This window comes from Enterococcus sp. DIV0755b (genome assembly GCF_051713765.1).
GTDB classification, from domain to species: domain Bacteria; phylum Bacillota; class Bacilli; order Lactobacillales; family Enterococcaceae; genus Enterococcus_C; species Enterococcus_C canintestini.
In genome coordinates this window covers 1,095,568-1,111,185 of sequence record NZ_JBIOQN010000001.1, presented here as the reverse complement: position 1 = coordinate 1,111,185, position 15,618 = coordinate 1,095,568, and the positions used below count along the sequence as shown (strand labels likewise).

Below are 15,618 nucleotides of genomic sequence, written 5' to 3'. Positions count from 1 at the left end.
TATTTTCTCCTTTTCTAATAACCAGTATCTGCTTCAGAATAATTATCGCTATAATTTGCTTCTGAATCTGTATAATTTTCACCTGTATTGGCATCTTGTGTTTCTGTACCATAATCAGTACTGTCATTTGAATTAGAATAGTCAGATGAATTGCTAGCACCAAGCCCTAATTGGTTTGAAATCGTATTGGCTTTTTCAGTGAATTCAGTTTTTAAATTGTTATTGCGTACTTGACTAATGCTTTCAACCAAACTCAAATATTTGTCATAAGTTGCGGCATTTGTAACTTTTCCGTCTTTTAACATACTATTCAGTGATTGATTAATCTCTGCGACCCGTTTTAATTGGGCATCAGCGTAAGATAAATACGTTTTAACTAACTTCGTCCAGTCGCTTTCGTCCACAAAGCTCAAGCGCTCTCTGATGGCACCGACATCAGTATCTTTCAACTTAGTTTTGATTGTGACATCATTTTTGGCTTTTTGCCAATCACTAACTGGTTTTTCAAACAACGCATTTACACTGTTTTGAATGGCAAATTTTGTTTCAGCATCCGCCATTTGCTTGTTCAATGTTTCTTTTTCTTTTGCAATATTTTTCATATTTTTCGGCATATCTTTATCTTCAATGCCAAAATCTTCGGCTGAAACTTTCACACCATCTAACTTGGCACCTGTCTGAGTTAACTCAGCTTCTGTTAAATCTTTTTTCAAAAAAACTTTATCCTGATTCGTGTAAAGTTTAGTGATTGCTTCGTTTACTTCTTTAATAGAAAGTTCATCTTTTTTAACAGCAGTTTCTGCGTAGCTAACTTTTTGTTGATATTGTTTATTGTTGTTTTCACGATAACCGACAAAACAAATCGCCACTGCTCCTATCCCCACAGCTGCGACTGCGATCGTTTTAATAAGGGGGTTACCCATGGACACACGCTCCTAACTAACATTTTCAATAATAGATAACACAATAGCATAAAAAAGCTCTAGCCTATTATACGTGAATAATAGGAACTTTTAAAGGGGAAATCCAATTCTTAAGGAAACTCATTTCCATTAAAAAAACAGAAGTTATTTGGCCAATTAGTTTTAAAAAAGATTTAAAATAACAAGGGATAAAATCAACTAATTTATTTTATTTATATTCTCCTTAAAAAAACCACCAATAGGTCAAGCCAGTTAGACAATAAGGAAATTTCCAGTGTGAATTTTACAAGAAATAATTAATTTAAGCTCGTATATTTTTGAAAAAACGCTGAGGGAAGCAAGAAAATTTCATGACTTTTTTATAAAATTTAACAAAAATTTCATTTTTGAGTAAAAAAAAAGAAAATATTAATCATTTTATTATTTTGCATAAAAAAAGATACCCACAACGAGGTATCTTTTTTGTTCATTTCACTCATCATCCACGAATTGTTACTTGAACTTGACGGCGTCCCCATTTGGTACATTGCGCCACAGTAGGAAAATGCACGTCAATAATATTTCCTTTAATCGCGCCACCTGTATCTAAGGCTAATGCGACACCGTAACCTTGCACTTCGACTACAGTTCCTAGTGGTATCACGCTTGGATCCACTGCTACCGCTTGGGGATTTTCCCGCAAGTCCGTGCCACTAGCGGTTAAGTAGCTTGCGCCAGCTTCTGCATAAGAGTAAGCCGTCGACTCCATTATTAGAGTTCGGCCACCACTACTAGAGTTACCGCCATTATTGTTGGTGTTGTTATTCGTATTTGATTCGGAATTATTGGAATTTGAATTACTTCCATTATTATTTGGTTTGTTTGAGCTATTGGTGCTAGATTCAGAATTAGCCCCAGAGCTATTGCTAGAACTATTATTAGTAGAACTTGTCGGTTTTTCCGCTTCAGCTTCTTTTTGGGCAGCTTGGGCTTCTTTAGCCGCTTTTTCGGCGGCGGCTTTTTCAGCGGCAGCTTTTTCTTTTGCCGCTTTTTCAGCTGCTAAGCGTGCGGTTTCGACTTCTTTACTTTGGGCAATTTTTTGTAATGTACTTTGATTATCTGCTAATTGTTGTTTTAAATTAGCAATTTTGCCATCGAGTTCACTAGCTTCTGTTTCTAGATTTACTTTATTTTCTTTTAAACTGGTAGTTGTTTTTTGAACAGTTGCTTCAAGCTTTTCTAGTTTTTCTTTTTCAATATTTAAATCGGCCACTTTTTGCTTTTGAGCATTTTGTAATAAGGTCATAGCATAAGCACGATTAATAAATTCTTGTAGATTCTTGGCATCCAGTAAAACAGACCAATCGCGCTCTGCTCCTCCGTTTACTTGAATTTCTTTCAAGCGTTGTGCCATCACTTCTTTACGCTTTGCGATATTTGCTTTAGTCGCTTCAATATCTTTTTGTGCTTTTTGTAAAGTTGCTTCGTTTTCTGCGATTTCCGCTTTTGTTTTCTCTACTTGATCATATTTGTCATTCACGTCGTTTAAGGCCATTTGTACCTCGGCGCTGATTTGGTTACTTTGACGTGTGATAGTTGACTCTTGTTCGTTTAACGAGTCCAATGATTCCGCAGCAGCAAATACCGGACTAACAAGATTGATAGCTACAACAGCTGTCAAAACTGTCACCAATTTTTTTGCTTTCACAAAATCCACACCTTTCTTTTCTAATCTCCAACGTCACTTATTATACAAAGGAAAGGTGTATGTACCATTTCAGTTAGATTACAATTTGTTACAGCCGCTGTGTTAGTAAATGAAAATTAGCGCTTGGTAAAAAGTTTTTTTCACGACAAAGCGAGCAAAGTATTGACCTTTGCTCGCTTTGTTTTTTCGTAATATTTTTGTAATATATGCCTAATTTTTTTTACGATTGGTGACGTACTGACGGACGTTTTCCAAACTTTTGACATTGTCTAATTTCAACCGATTAAAGTTTTTTAGTAGTCTTCTTTGATGAAAATTCAGACGAGGCAAGGCATTTTCCGCCTCAGGATGATCTTTAAAGTATTGTGTTAGTGCTAAACGTTGTTGGACTTCATCTTTTTTCTCGTCAAAGCTATCTTTTAACTCTTCTTTACGCTGATCTAGTTCTGTTGCAATTTTTTTGGTCATGCTTTGGAAAGAAGCTAAGTTGGCTAGTGTGTAGCCCAGATCAAACATCATAATCGCAATTAAGATGACCGGTAGATAAAAACCAAAGTGCATGGCTAACCAATTCACCCCTAACATCACCCGCGGATGGACGACTTTTACAATCAAGACACAACCTATGCCCCAAAACAAAGAAACAGGGATTGCGACGCGGCCATTAATATTTAAAGGAACGTCATGATAATCCCACCACGAAGCATGAAATAATTTTTCTAAGCCATAACTGGTGACATATTCCAAAATTGTTACCAGCACAGCAGCGAAGATATATAATAGTAGTAAATTATTATGGAAGGGACGTAAAAAATACAAGACCATTAAAATACCAAAGCCATAAATCGGCGTAATCGGCCCCACCAAAAAGCCTCGATATACAAATTTTTTGGCTTTAATGGAACAAAAGATCGTTTCCCATAACCACCCGATAAAAGAATAACAAAAGAATAAAAGAACTACTGTAATAAACTCTTGCAAGCTAAATCACCTCTTTAACCATTTTACTGCAAAATATTTCGAATAATTTCTAAATTACTTTCATTGTATCAAACTTTGCCTACTTTATTGTTTAAAAGGCCTCGCTTTTCACCATTTCACTCCTAGGTTACAATAAGGAAAGGAGTAAAACTCTGGCAATAGACGCGCAATAAGCAGTTTTGCACTATTAACCGCCTCACTCGCCAGAAAGATTGGAGTTTTTTTTATGTTTAAATTATTGGTGTACGCCAAAAAATATCGTAAACAAATTATCTTAGGACCATTTTTCAAATTTTTGGAAGCTGTTTTTGAACTCATTCTTCCACTTTTAATGGCCCAACTAGTCGATCAAGGAATTCGGCAAAACAATAGTAAAGTCGTCTGGCAAATGACAGGCTGGATGATACTAATGTCCCTTGTTGGCCTTTTGTGCGCGGTCATCTGTCAATATTATGCTTCTGTGGCCTCACAAAATTTCGGGACTGAGCTTCGTAATCAGGTCTTGAAAAAGATCAACAGTTTTTCCCATACGGAATTAAATTTATTTGGGACAGATACACTGATCACGCGTATGACCAGTGATATCAATCAATTACAATTAGCACTGGCGATGCTCATCCGTTTAGTGGTTCGCGCCCCTTTTCTAAGTATTGGCGCAGTTATTATGGCCTTTATGATTGATTGGCAGGCGGGCGTTATTTTCTTAATTACATTACCGCTTTTTTGTTTGATTTTATTTTTCATTATTAAAACAACCGTTCCTTTGTACCAAAAAGTCCAACAAAAACTAGATGTGATTAACGAATTGGTTGGCCAAAATTTAAGTGGTGTGCGGGTAATTCGGGCATTTTCACGACGGAAAACTGAAATTGAGCGTTTTTCTCAGCGTACCGATGATTTATCCGATGTTTATGTGCGAGTGACAAATATTTCTGCTCTTTTAACACCGGCAACAACTTTTATTATGAATATTGGAATTTTAGTTCTCTTTTACCTTGGTGGCTTTAAAGTAAACGTCGGTCAGCTACAACAGGGACAAATTTTGGCGTTAGTTAATTATATGAACCAAATGTTGTTGGCTTTAATTGTTGTTTCAAATTTAGTAATTATCTTCACTCGGGCAGCTGCCTCTGCAAATCGTGTCAATGAGGTCTTAGAAACAACACCAACTATCACCAATTCAAAAGAAAATTTAGATGATGAAAGTTTTTCTCCTCTTACAACAGCTAAAAAAGGAGCGATTGCTTTTCAACACGTTTCTTTTCGCTTTGCGCCTCAATTTGGTTTGGTTTTAAAAGATATTGATTTTAAAGTTGCTCCTGGTACGACTTTAGGAATTATCGGTCCTACTGGTAGTGGCAAATCTGCTTTGTCACAACTTATCCCGAGATTTTACGATGTGGCTGCAGGTAGTGTAATCGTTGATGGTGTCGATGTGCGAAAATGGCCTTTAGAAAAATTGCGCGCTGAAATTACGATGGTTCCTCAGACAGCAGTTTTATTTACCGGCACGATTAAAGAAAATCTCCAGTGGGGTAAAAAAGACGCCACTGATGCAGAATGTTGGGCCGCTTTGAGTTTAGCGCAATCAAAAGATTTTGTAGCCGCATTACCGCAAGGATTAGAGACACCAATTTTTGAAGGTGGGAAAAACTTTTCTGGTGGTCAAAAACAACGTCTGACTATTGCCCGGGCAGTCATCGCTAAACCGCGTATCTTAATTTTGGATGATTCCTTAAGTGCCCTTGATTACAAAACAGATTTAGACTTACGACAAGCCTTACAAAAAGAATTAGATGGAACTTTAATCATTATTTCACAACGAGTACGCTCAATCCAAGAAGCCAAACAAATTCTAGTACTGGATGCCGGCAAACAAGTTGGACTCGGTAGCCACCAAACGCTAATGGCGACTTGTCCTGAATATCAAGCGATTGTTCAATCGCAAGAGGAGGTGTCAGCATAGCATGAAACCAAAAAAAGTAGACTGGTCCGTAATAAAACGCTTTAACCCTTATCTCTTCTCTTTTAAAAAAGAAATTTTACTTGCTGTCATATTAGGAATTGTAGCTGGTGGAACCAGTGTATATATCACCTATCAAATCGGGCAAGCTGTCGATCAAATGCTAGGCAAAAATCAAGTGAATTTTACCAGTTTGTATCATATCTTATTACTCTTTGCCAGTGTCGTTTTATTGACTGTCTTTAGTCAATTGTTTATTCAACGGTTGTCTAATAAAATTGCCTATTACTCGGCTGGTCAATTACGTAAAGATGCCTTTATTCATTTAAACAAGTTACCTTTAAGTTATTACGATCAAACGCCTCACGGGAATATTGTGAGTCGTTTTACCAATGATATGGATAATATTGCTGTAGCTGTAGCTGCTGTCTTTAACCAAGTTTTTTCCGGCGTATCGGTGGTGATAATCGCATTTATCGTCATGTTACGTCTCAATGTAATCTTGACATTAGTCGTTTTAATTGCGACTCCAATTATCTTTTTAGTCAGTTGGTTAGTTGCAACTCGCTCTCAGGCAAACTTTGCCCGCCAACAAGAAATTGTCGGGGATATTTCGGGTTTTGTCACCGAAATGGTTGGCAATCAAAAAATTGTCAAAGCCTTTCAGCAAGAAGCCGTCAACCAATCTAAATTTGAAGTTCTCAACCAAGAATTAAACGTTAGAGGCCAAAAAGCACAGTTTTCTTCTTCTTTGACTAATCCAATGTCGCGTTTTGTTGACCACCTAGCTTATTTAGCGGTAGGTTTTGTCGGAGGATTGCTCGTTTTAAACGGAAGTGAATTAGTCACAGTCGGCGTAATTTCAAGTTTTACCATTTATGCCAGCCAATTTACTAAACCTTTTATTGAACTTTCTGGCATTACTACGCAAATTCAAACAGCCATTGCCGGTTTGAACCGAACTTTTGAAATCTTAGACCAAAAAGTTGAAACACCAGATGCCCCAGATGCTATTACGTTAGAAAATGTCAAAGGTGCCGTTTCTTTTGAACAAGTTGATTTTAGTTATACCAAAGCACAACCTTTAATTCGTGATTTTAACTTTAAAGCCGCTCCTGGGGAAACAGTCGCCATTGTCGGAAAAACCGGTGCCGGAAAATCTACCTTAGTCAATCTTTTAATGCGCTTTTATGAAGTTGATGCCGGAAAAATCACTTTAGATGGTTACGATATTCGCCAGTTGACGCGGGATAGTTTACGCCAAAGTTTTGGGATGGTTTTACAAGATACGTGGCTTTTTGATGCCAGTTTGCGGGAAAATCTGACTTATGGTAACCCGACTGCTAGCGATGAATTAATTTATGATGCATTAAAGAAAACCTATATGTATGACTATGTTAGTCGTTTACCCCAAAAGCTTGATACCATTATTGGTACAAGTGGTGTGAAAATCTCGGCAGGACAAAGACAACTATTAACGATTGCCCGCACGATGATCTCGCAGCCGCATCTGCTTATTTTAGACGAAGCCACTAGTTCCGTGGATACACTAACCGAACGCAAAATTCAAGCCGCCTTTTTGGCGATGATGAAAGGGAAAACTAGCTTTGTTATTGCCCATCGTTTAGCTACAATTCAAGCCGCCGATAAAATTCTCGTAATGGATCACGGACAAATTGTTGAACAAGGAACTCACGAAAGTCTCTTAGCTCAAAACGGATATTATGCTGAACTTTATCACGCCCAATTTGAACAATCTTAAAAGAATTTTTCGACTATCCTCAATTAAATAAAAAACGAACACCATCGGCATTAAAATAAAATGTCAACGGTGTTCGTTATTTTTTTATGGTAATAAACCTAATTCTTGTTTCCATGTTAAAACACGGCTAACTGCCGTATCCAACTCTTCTTCTGAATATTCTCCTGCTTTTAGAGCAGCCAAAATTCTCGGAATTTGCACTTGGTAGCTAGAAGACATGATTAAATCATTTCCCGCTTGTAAGGCTGCAAGACCAGCATCCGCTTGTGAAATGAAATCTGCTAATCCCGCCATATCCATATCATCAGTCATAATAACCCCTTTAAAGCCCAACTCATGACGCAAAACATCATGGACTGTCTTTGAGATTGAGGCAGGTTTTGTTTGATCGATGCTATCAATAATATTATGGGAAACCAGGACACTGTCTGCTCCTGCTTTGATGCCCGCTTTAAAAGGCAGAAAGTCTGTTTGGCGTAATTCTTTTAAAGTGCGGGTATCGCGGACAATTTCAACATGAGAATCACGATTATTCCCATAACCGGGAAAATGTTTTAAGGTTGAACCACTTTTTTCTGTCGCTAATGCTTTCACCACTGTGGTTACATATTCACTTGTGCCGGCCGCATCTAAACCAATTGTACGATCGTAAATAAAAGCATTGGGATCTGTCGCCACGTCTGCGATTGGAAATAAACCAGCATTAATGCCAAATTCGCGTAAAATTTTTGCTTTACTAATCGTATCTGATTTAATCGCAGCAAAACCACCAGCTGAATAAAGCGCTTGGGGTGAAGCAAAAGGAGACGAAACTAAATTCGGATTCTGACTGAGGCGAGTAACCGTGCCTCCTTCTTCATCAGAACCAATCAACAATGGAATTTTACTAGCACTTTGGTAACTTTTTATTTTTGTCGTTAAGCTTTCTTTCGTTTCATTTTCCATATCGCGTCCAAAAAGAACGTAGCCACCCAAATGATACGTTTTAATATCTTCAACTTGGTTTACTTCTGGGACCCGCACAAAAAATAATTGGCCCACTTTTTCAGCTACCGTCATCTTTTCTAATGTATCTTTTATTGTATCATGGGCTTCACTACTAGCAGTTGCACTTTCTTTTACTTCACTTCGATTCGTTTGTGCCGTCTGTGCCGTCTGTTTTTCCTCATTTTTATCATTAGTAAAATCAAAAAATAAATTTAGGATAAAAAATCCGCCCAAAACTAAAACAGTTGCAGTTAATAGTATCATTAAAAACTTCTTCATCTTTTCCTCCTGTTGCCTAAAAGCACCCTTTTTTCTTTCCTTTATTCTAACACGGCTGATAAAAATCTCTTGAAGAAAAGCAACAGGTAAATTTTAAACTAAAAAAACCGCAACAATTAGCCAAATAGCCAATTGTTACGGTTTTGTGTCCTGGGATGGAGGACCTTTATATTTTATTAATTAATTGGAATGAAGACGTTTTGCCAACCGACGATAAGGTAAAGCACGTCCTACAATATAAATAATCATCGTTTCAATTGGGATCATAATTGCCGCTTTGATTAAACGAGTAGTCCATAAACCTGGATTGGTTAAATCAATTCCATACATCAAAGACAACCACAATGGGGTTAAACAAAAACTAAAGACCACCGTATTAACAATTACACACATCAGCGAATTTTTTAACGTAATTTCCTTTTTGTAAAAGAAAAACCCATAAATTAATCCGCCCAAAAAAGCATTAAAGGTAAACCCAATAAAAAAAGGCGCTTTGGCTAGTAAGGTGTTGCCAATCACATCGGCAATTACCGCACCAACCCCAGTCCAAAAAGGACCAAATAAAGTTGCCATCACCACTTCTGGTACAAAACTAAAAGTGATTTTTAAAAGTTGGGTTTCAAACCCAAAAACTTGCGACAATACCACCATCAAAGCGATTAACATCGCCATGATTGCAATCATATACGCGTCGACTTTTCTTTTCATAACTTCAGCATCTCCTTAATAGAGCTGCCGCATAAAAATAATGCAGCGAATGCGAAAATAAAACCGCGAACTACAATGTAATCCTTCGTCCCAAGGGCAACATCCCATCCCTCAGACACTTAACGCTTTATTTCCTACTCTGTCATATTTGTGGTTTTTAAACCACGGATAAAATATAACACGAAACATTCTTACCAACAAGCTAACAAGCTTATCGCTTCAAAATTTTAAAACGAACGTTAAGATTCCAACCGTTTACACAATAATCTTAATTGTTGTCTTAATCATATAATTCTTTTAGCCACAAAAATATCCCGTCGCAAATAGCGACAGGATATCAATCTACTAATTTTTTATGCAGCAGTTTTAACTTTACTCGCTACTTTATTTTGTAACTTCATCGCTTTGGTGAAGACCGGAATATCAAAGTGTTTACTTAATGTTCCTGCTACAAAGTAGGCAATATTATAGTCGACTACACTGTGAACGACACCACCAAAACCTAATAGGACAAAATAGAAATAAAAGACGCCACCATCATAAGTTCCAGGTGTTCCTAAATTAATCATATTAAAAGCTAAAACAACGACTACTTCAGCTGCGGCATGAATTAAGCCCAACAGAAGATTGTACATTTGGAAACGAACATTTTCTAAAGTGAACTGACCATTTTGTAAAACAATTTGCGGATTCTTTTGCAAATAAAGTGCACCGATTGTCGCAAAAATAACGTGTGTCAATGCACGTAATGCAATAATTACAGGTAAGCCCGAAACTAAAAAACCAAAAGTTGTGCCTAAAGCAACTGCAATTGCGACGACTGGTGAAAAGAACATCGCGATAAACAAAGGGACATGACTAGCCAAAGTAAAAGAAGCAGGTCCAATCACAATTTTAGGCATGACCATTGGAATCATAATCCCTAATCCAATTAATAATGCCGCAATAGTTAAATGTCGCACAGAATTATTTCTCATTTTTTCCTCCTTGAAAAAACATTATCTTTATTTTTAATGCAAAACAAAGTGTCAAGACACTTAATTCTTCCTTATTTTAGTGGGAATCGTCCGAGGTGTCAAGACATATATTTTCTTTTTCACGAAAAATAAATGAAAAATTTCATCTCCATTACATTTTAAGCTCGTTGAAACTCCGCTGAAAACTTCGCCCTTTCTGCAAAAGTACGTATTTCAACTAACACTAAAAAACAGCTTTCGCGCCATTAATTGAGGCGAAAGCTGTCAGTATAATAGTAATTATTTAGAAATCGACATCATGGCATTACTTAATGCCGCAAATTCACTAAGAGATAAAGTCTCTCCGCGTCGTTTTGGATCAATAGCTGCTTGTGTCAAACTTTTTGTCAGCCAATTTTTAGTCGTATCGTCTTTGCCATAAGCGTGAAGTAAGTTATTCCACAATGTTTTGCGTCGCAATTGGAAAGCTGCTTTCGTTAGCTTAAAGAATTCTTTTTCATTGATTACATCAACGGCCGGTTCACTGCGCCGTGTTAGTTTTAAAATGGCAGAATCAACATTTGGTTGGGGCACAAACACCGTTTTCGGAACGATAAAGGCAAGTTTTGCTTCCATAAAATATTGAACTGCAATTGATAAGGAGCCATACGCTTTTGTCCCAGGTTCAGCTGAAATGCGATCTGCAACCTCTTTTTGCATCATTACAACCATCTCAGCTACTGGTAAATCACTTTCTAAAAAGTGCATCATAATTGGCGTAGTAATGTAATAAGGTAAATTTGCGACAACCTTTAAAGGCAAAGTATTATCAGTAAAATTTTCAGCAGTTAATTTTATTAAATCCGCTTTTAAAACATCTTGATGAATAACTTTCACATTTTTATAGTCGTGTAATGTATCAGCTAAAACAGGAATTAGTCGGTCATCAATTTCAAATGCTAAAACTTCTTTTGCGGATTTCGCTAATTGTTCAGTTAACGCTCCAATTCCCGGCCCAACTTCAATGACGTTTGTGGTGTCATCGATTTCAGCTGTCGCTACAATTTTGCGTAAAACATTAGGCTCTGTTAAAAAATTTTGACCTAAACTTTTTTTGAAAGTAAAGCCATGCTTGTGTAAAATTTCTTTTGTTTTTGAAGGGGTTGCAATATCACGTGTGTCTTTCAAGGTCATCCTCCAGCTCTTTTTTGATTTCTTGCATCGCTGTGTCTAATTCTTCGGCGGTGATGCGAAACATCGCTAACCGCTTAGTTAATTGTTTACTATTAGTGTAGCCAATGCGCAATTTATCCCCGAGTTTTTCTCGTAATAATTTGGCAGAAGCTCCCGCTATTAAACCATAGTCCATTAAACTTTGTCTACTAATTAATGGCTTTTCTTCTTTGCTATCTTGAGGCGTGACGACTTTTTTTAAAGCTTCTAAAATCGCTTCATCACTCGCATGTTCTACGCCTAAACTACCATATCGCCGATTTGGTACTGCTTCTTTACGGGGTAAAAAAGCATGTTTGGCGTCTGGAACCACCTCCATAATTTTTTTGCGAATTTTTTCGCCAGAAAAATCAGGATCAGTAAAAACAATAACACCACGAGTTTCTTGGGCATGTTCAATTTGCATTAAAATATCATCATTAATGGCAGAGCCGATTGTTTCAATCGTGTCTACTTGCACCACTTCTTGCAAACGTCTAGTATCGTCTTTTCCCTCAACGACAATGATTTCTTCAATTAACGGCTTTTTCATTTGCTAATCCGAAATAAACGATGCGCATTTTCTCTTGTCACAGTTGCCACTTCTTCAAAAGGCAATTTGCGTAACTCAGCAATTTTTTCAACGACATAACGAGTATAACCGGGTTCATTGCGCTTACCTCGATAAGGTACAGGGGCTAAATAAGGCGCATCAGTTTCAACTAAAAGACGATCTAAAGGCACAATACTCGCAGCCTCTTGAACATCTAATGCCTTCTTAAAAGTAACTACACCACTAAAAGAAATATGCATCCCCAAATCTAAAAAGCGCTTGGCCCATTCGCCACTGCCACTAAAACTGTGCATAATGCCGCCAATATCTTGTATTCTTTCATCTTTTAAAATATGATACGTATCTTCAATTGCATCACGGGTATGAATACTGATTGGTAGCTTCATTTCTTTTGCAATCGCAATTTGGCGACGAAAAACTTTTTCTTGCACGTCTTTTGGATCTTCCATCCAATAATAATCCAAACCGATTTCACCTAAAGCCACTACTTTTGGTAAAGTTAAACGTTCTTGCAGTTTTTTCTCAATCTCTTTTGTATAGTTACCTGCTTCGGTGGGATGCCACCCAATAATGCTATAAATGTTATCATAGGCTTGATTTAAGGCTAAACTTTTTTCAATTGTGGGCGTGTCAAAGCCTACCACTGCCATTTCGGTTACGCCAAGTTCTTGCGCCCGGGCAATGGTTTCAGGAATATCATCATTAAATTGTTCTGCGTTTAAATGCGTATGGGAATCAAAAATCATCCGGTCCACTTCCTTAAATATTTTCATCAAAATTATTCGTACTAAACAGCTCAATTAAAATTTAAGTAGCATCGTTTCCTACAAACACTAAAAAATAAACGTCCACTTACTACTTCATCCATTTCAATAGTAACTTTAGCATAAAAACGCTTGGGTCTAAAGTAAAGCTACCGCAAATTAAAGCTTTTACCCAAAAATTTAGCAGATACTGAAAAAATCTAAACATTCTTTTTAAAAGAATGTTGTGTCTTTTAAAAATACGCCCTAAGCCTGATTAAAAATTGATGCTTTTCTTTATAATTAAAGTAGTTTTTTTATTCTAAAAAAGCCGGGAATGGAGGAATAACCATCGAAAATTTTAACCATCGTTACCCACAATTCGCGCATTATTTGCGTCAAAAATATCAACAACATACAAAAGAACAAACTTTAACTTGGAGCCACTTTTTACTCTTAGCTATATTTGGTCTATTGATAAAATTTAGCTATACGGGACAATTCTTATTGATTGTAACCTTTATTGGGATTACCGCAATTATCAGAGGTCCATTATTAATTTTGTATAGTGCGGTTTATCTTTTTTTAACCAGCTTATTTCCACCTCTTGGAATAATCCTATCAGCTGTTTTATTTGTCATTTCACTGCTGGAACTAAAACGAAACTGGCAATTAAACCTAGTCGCATTGTCTTTTTATAGTTTGCCGATTCTAAGTTCACTGCTGTTAACTTTTAGTAGCGTAGATCCTTTTTGGGTGAAAAATGGCGGACTATTATTGGGAATAATCGGGCTACATTTCGTCTTGCAAAAATTTTATCGCCAAGGTTTCACCAGTCTTTCACTCTTGTGGTTCCTCATCGCAGCTCCTTATGAATTGCTGTTATTTATTATCCCAAAAAAGAACAACCGTTTGCGTCAAAATCCTTCAAAAAATATCAAGAAAATAAAGTAACAACAAGGTTTTAATCATTTTAAACACTCGCTGTCAAGATACGGAGAGTGTTTATTTTATTTGTAATGAAAACGAAATATTTTCATCTAAATTTAGCAAAATCTTATCTCATGTTCGATTGCTTTTTGTCCCACAATCTTATATTCTATACTAGTTAGCAGAATTCAAAAGGAGGCCATTTTGTGCAGTTAATTCTAGGTATCATCACTATTTTACTCGCATTTGCGTTATATGCATTCTTTATCGAACCTAGTAGGCTGAAACAACGGCATTACCTGATTCGCAAAAATAAACAGCGGGTGTTGGATATCTCTGATGCTTACGATATGTTTGCTCATGAAGGGGATGTGACGATTGCCCATATTAGCGATCTACATTTTTCCCGCTGGTTTAAACCACGTAAGATGAATAAAATTATCCGCTCTGTGATGGAAATGAAACCTGATATTATTGTCTTTACCGGTGATTTGATTGATGACTATAAATATTGGCCTAAAAAACAGACCAATCGTCTAATCGAAAAATTAAAACGGCTAAAAGCACCAATGGGAAAAATTGCAGTGTTAGGAAATCACGATTATAAACACGGCGGACAATATTTTGTTAAAGAGGTCTTAAAAGAAGCTGGTTTTACAACCCTTGTGAACGAAGAAGTTTTTGGTTCTGATGCCAAAATTTCGATGAATATCGTCGGTATTGATGATTTAAGTGGCGGTAAACCTGACTACAATTTTGACTCTACCTTAGCAGAATGGCATATTTTATTAGCACATCAACCTGATCAAATTCAAGCAATTCACAACTTATCTCAATATGATTTAGTCTTATCCGGCCACAGTCACGGCGGACAAATTCGTTTTCCACATCTGTATATTAAAACTGAAGGGGCCAAACATTACACTGAAAGTTTGTATTTACCCACTAAAAATACTATTTTATCAGTCAATACGGGAATTGGTATGACCATGATCCCTGCTCGTTTTGGTGTTCCCCCTGAAATTGTTTATTATCATCTTTCTAACAAGCGCCAAATTTTTGAGAATTTTGATGGTAATTTCAATTTTGAAAAACAGATTACAGTAGAAAAAACAGAGCCAACAGCTGAAACGCAAAATGAGTTTAACACTCCTGACCGCACTACGGTACCTTCAGCTCCAGAAGAACAACCCGATACTGATGGGACTGAAAAACCTACCGATAAAACAAATAAAGTCGTGGATATCAATTTGTTCCGCCGGCGTTATAAGAATAAAAAAATCATTTAACCAATTAAAATCCCTTAAGCCAGTGTAAGAAAGTGAGCTTAAGGGATTTTCTTTTTACCAAACGCGATTAAATTAACGCTATTATCAATTCAAACATATTTTCCGCAGCAAGATATTACAGCTTAAATTTTAGATTCTATTACTCTTTAAATCTTTTTTATCACAAACCTACTATTATAACTTTACCGATTATTTATTGTACTTTTCTTTATACAAATTCACGAAGTCTTCAGCTAATTCCCGTAATAAGATGGTAGTCATTAAATGATCTTGCCCGTGAATGAAGATAAAACCTAATTCTACGTCTTCTCCTCCGGCTTCTTTTGCTAAAACTTCTGTTTGTGCGTTATGCGCTTGTTTTAAACTAGCATCAGCATCTGCTAATAAAGTTTCGACATTTTGAAATTCACCACTACGAACTTCACGAATAAGTTTTAAAAGTGAACTTCTAGCATCACCGGCATAAGCGACAATTTGAAAACCAAGCATATTCATTTCTTCTTTATTCATAACTATTCTCCTTTAGTAAAAAATCTATTGTAATCATATCACGTTGATAAATAAATAACAGTGACCATTAAAATTTCCCATTAAATTTTTAATACTTTTCAATTTTTTATTAGT

At 36.6% G+C, this 15,618-nt stretch carries 13 protein-coding genes, 1 pseudogene and 1 riboswitch; of the genes and pseudogenes, 4 read left to right on the top strand and 10 right to left on the bottom strand.

The window, feature by feature from the left end:
* Positions 1-14: 14 nt before the first annotated feature.
* From IGI65_RS05245 to IGI65_RS05235, 3 genes are all read right to left on the bottom strand, one after another.
* The gene (locus tag IGI65_RS05245) at positions 15-923 is read right to left on the bottom strand and encodes a hypothetical protein (protein WP_438773457.1); all 909 of its coding nucleotides are present in this window, start codon (positions 921-923) and stop codon (positions 15-17) included.
* Positions 924-1,401: 478 nt separating this feature from the next.
* Entirely contained in the window at positions 1,402-2,610 is a 1,209-nt protein-coding gene (locus IGI65_RS05240; protein ID WP_071865341.1) for a 3D domain-containing protein, read from the bottom strand.
* Between the two features lie 210 nt (positions 2,611-2,820).
* The gene (locus tag IGI65_RS05235) at positions 2,821-3,591 is read right to left on the bottom strand and encodes a putative ABC transporter permease (protein WP_438773456.1); all 771 of its coding nucleotides are present in this window, start codon (positions 3,589-3,591) and stop codon (positions 2,821-2,823) included.
* A gap of 226 nt (positions 3,592-3,817) precedes the next feature.
* On the opposite strand from IGI65_RS05235, the gene IGI65_RS05230 reads away from it, so the two are divergent.
* Both IGI65_RS05230 and IGI65_RS05225 read left to right on the top strand, forming a co-directional pair.
* On the top strand, positions 3,818-5,557 hold the full coding sequence (locus IGI65_RS05230) for an ABC transporter ATP-binding protein (protein ID WP_438773455.1): 1,740 nt from the start codon (positions 3,818-3,820) through the stop codon (positions 5,555-5,557).
* Between the two features lies 1 nt (position 5,558).
* A complete protein-coding gene (locus IGI65_RS05225; protein WP_071865338.1) occupies positions 5,559-7,316 on the top strand; it encodes an ABC transporter ATP-binding protein in 1,758 nt (585 codons plus the stop codon).
* 84 nt (positions 7,317-7,400) lie between these two features.
* Here IGI65_RS05225 and IGI65_RS05220 read toward each other — a convergent pair whose 3' ends face one another.
* The 6 genes from IGI65_RS05220 to IGI65_RS05195 form a co-directional block, all read right to left on the bottom strand.
* Positions 7,401-8,582: a glycoside hydrolase family 3 protein gene (locus tag IGI65_RS05220; protein ID WP_438773454.1), complete on the bottom strand. Its 1,182-nt coding sequence runs from the start codon at positions 8,580-8,582 to the stop codon at positions 7,401-7,403.
* Positions 8,583-8,762: 180 nt separating this feature from the next.
* Positions 8,763-9,290, bottom strand: a complete 528-nt coding sequence (locus IGI65_RS05215; RefSeq protein WP_071865336.1) for a folate family ECF transporter S component — start codon at positions 9,288-9,290, stop codon at positions 8,763-8,765.
* Positions 9,291-9,331: 41 nt separating this feature from the next.
* Positions 9,332-9,434: riboswitch (THF riboswitch) on the bottom strand.
* 209 nt (positions 9,435-9,643) lie between these two features.
* The gene (locus IGI65_RS05210) at positions 9,644-10,267 is read right to left on the bottom strand and encodes a hypothetical protein (RefSeq protein ID WP_438773453.1); all 624 of its coding nucleotides are present in this window, start codon (positions 10,265-10,267) and stop codon (positions 9,644-9,646) included.
* Positions 10,268-10,546: 279 nt separating this feature from the next.
* The gene (rsmA, locus tag IGI65_RS05205; protein WP_438773452.1) at positions 10,547-11,440 is read right to left on the bottom strand and encodes a 16S rRNA (adenine(1518)-N(6)/adenine(1519)-N(6))-dimethyltransferase RsmA; all 894 of its coding nucleotides are present in this window, start codon (positions 11,438-11,440) and stop codon (positions 10,547-10,549) included.
* On the bottom strand, positions 11,418-12,011 hold the full coding sequence (gene rnmV, locus IGI65_RS05200) for a ribonuclease M5 (RefSeq protein WP_412256314.1): 594 nt from the start codon (positions 12,009-12,011) through the stop codon (positions 11,418-11,420). The genes rsmA and rnmV overlap by 23 nt, the downstream gene beginning before the upstream one ends.
* Positions 12,008-12,778, bottom strand: a complete 771-nt coding sequence (locus IGI65_RS05195) for a TatD family hydrolase (RefSeq protein WP_438774413.1) — start codon at positions 12,776-12,778, stop codon at positions 12,008-12,010. Before IGI65_RS05195 ends, rnmV begins: the two co-directional genes overlap by 4 nt.
* Before the next feature lie 504 nt (positions 12,779-13,282).
* Here IGI65_RS05195 and IGI65_RS05190 point away from each other — a divergent pair.
* Together IGI65_RS05190 and IGI65_RS05185 are read left to right on the top strand one after the other, a co-directional pair.
* Positions 13,283-13,729, top strand: coding sequence for a hypothetical protein (locus IGI65_RS05190; RefSeq protein ID WP_438773451.1), 447 nt, complete (start codon positions 13,283-13,285; stop codon positions 13,727-13,729).
* Positions 13,730-13,911: 182 nt separating this feature from the next.
* Positions 13,912-14,772, top strand: a pseudogene (locus tag IGI65_RS05185) (metallophosphoesterase); the annotation flags it as partial.
* 411 nt (positions 14,773-15,183) lie between these two features.
* Here IGI65_RS05185 and IGI65_RS05180 read toward each other — a convergent pair.
* Entirely contained in the window at positions 15,184-15,504 is a 321-nt protein-coding gene (locus IGI65_RS05180) for a PTS lactose/cellobiose transporter subunit IIA (RefSeq protein ID WP_071865330.1), read from the bottom strand.
* Positions 15,505-15,618: the final 114 nt, after the last annotated feature.

What these genes read in the sequence shown, in the direction of transcription:
- IGI65_RS05225 (WP_071865338.1), top strand. Translation starts at nt 5,559, where the DNA reads ATGAAACCAAAAAAAGTAGACTGGTCCGTAATAAAACGCTTTAACCCT.
- IGI65_RS05245 (WP_438773457.1), bottom strand. Translation starts at nt 923, where the DNA reads ATGGGTAACCCCCTTATTAAAACGATCGCAGTCGCAGCTGTGGGGATA.
- IGI65_RS05180 (WP_071865330.1), bottom strand. Translation starts at nt 15,504, where the DNA reads ATGAATAAAGAAGAAATGAATATGCTTGGTTTTCAAATTGTCGCTTAT.
- IGI65_RS05210 (WP_438773453.1), bottom strand. Translation starts at nt 10,267, where the DNA reads ATGAGAAATAATTCTGTGCGACATTTAACTATTGCGGCATTATTAATT.
- IGI65_RS05195 (WP_438774413.1), bottom strand. Translation starts at nt 12,778, where the DNA reads ATGATTTTTGATTCCCATACGCATTTAAACGCAGAACAATTTAATGAT.
- IGI65_RS05230 (WP_438773455.1), top strand. Translation starts at nt 3,818, where the DNA reads ATGTTTAAATTATTGGTGTACGCCAAAAAATATCGTAAACAAATTATC.
- rnmV (WP_412256314.1), bottom strand. Translation starts at nt 12,011, where the DNA reads ATGAAAAAGCCGTTAATTGAAGAAATCATTGTCGTTGAGGGAAAAGAC.
- IGI65_RS05220 (WP_438773454.1), bottom strand. Translation starts at nt 8,582, where the DNA reads ATGAAGAAGTTTTTAATGATACTATTAACTGCAACTGTTTTAGTTTTG.
- IGI65_RS05215 (WP_071865336.1), bottom strand. Translation starts at nt 9,290, where the DNA reads ATGAAAAGAAAAGTCGACGCGTATATGATTGCAATCATGGCGATGTTA.
- rsmA (WP_438773452.1), bottom strand. Translation starts at nt 11,440, where the DNA reads ATGACCTTGAAAGACACACGTGATATTGCAACCCCTTCAAAAACAAAA.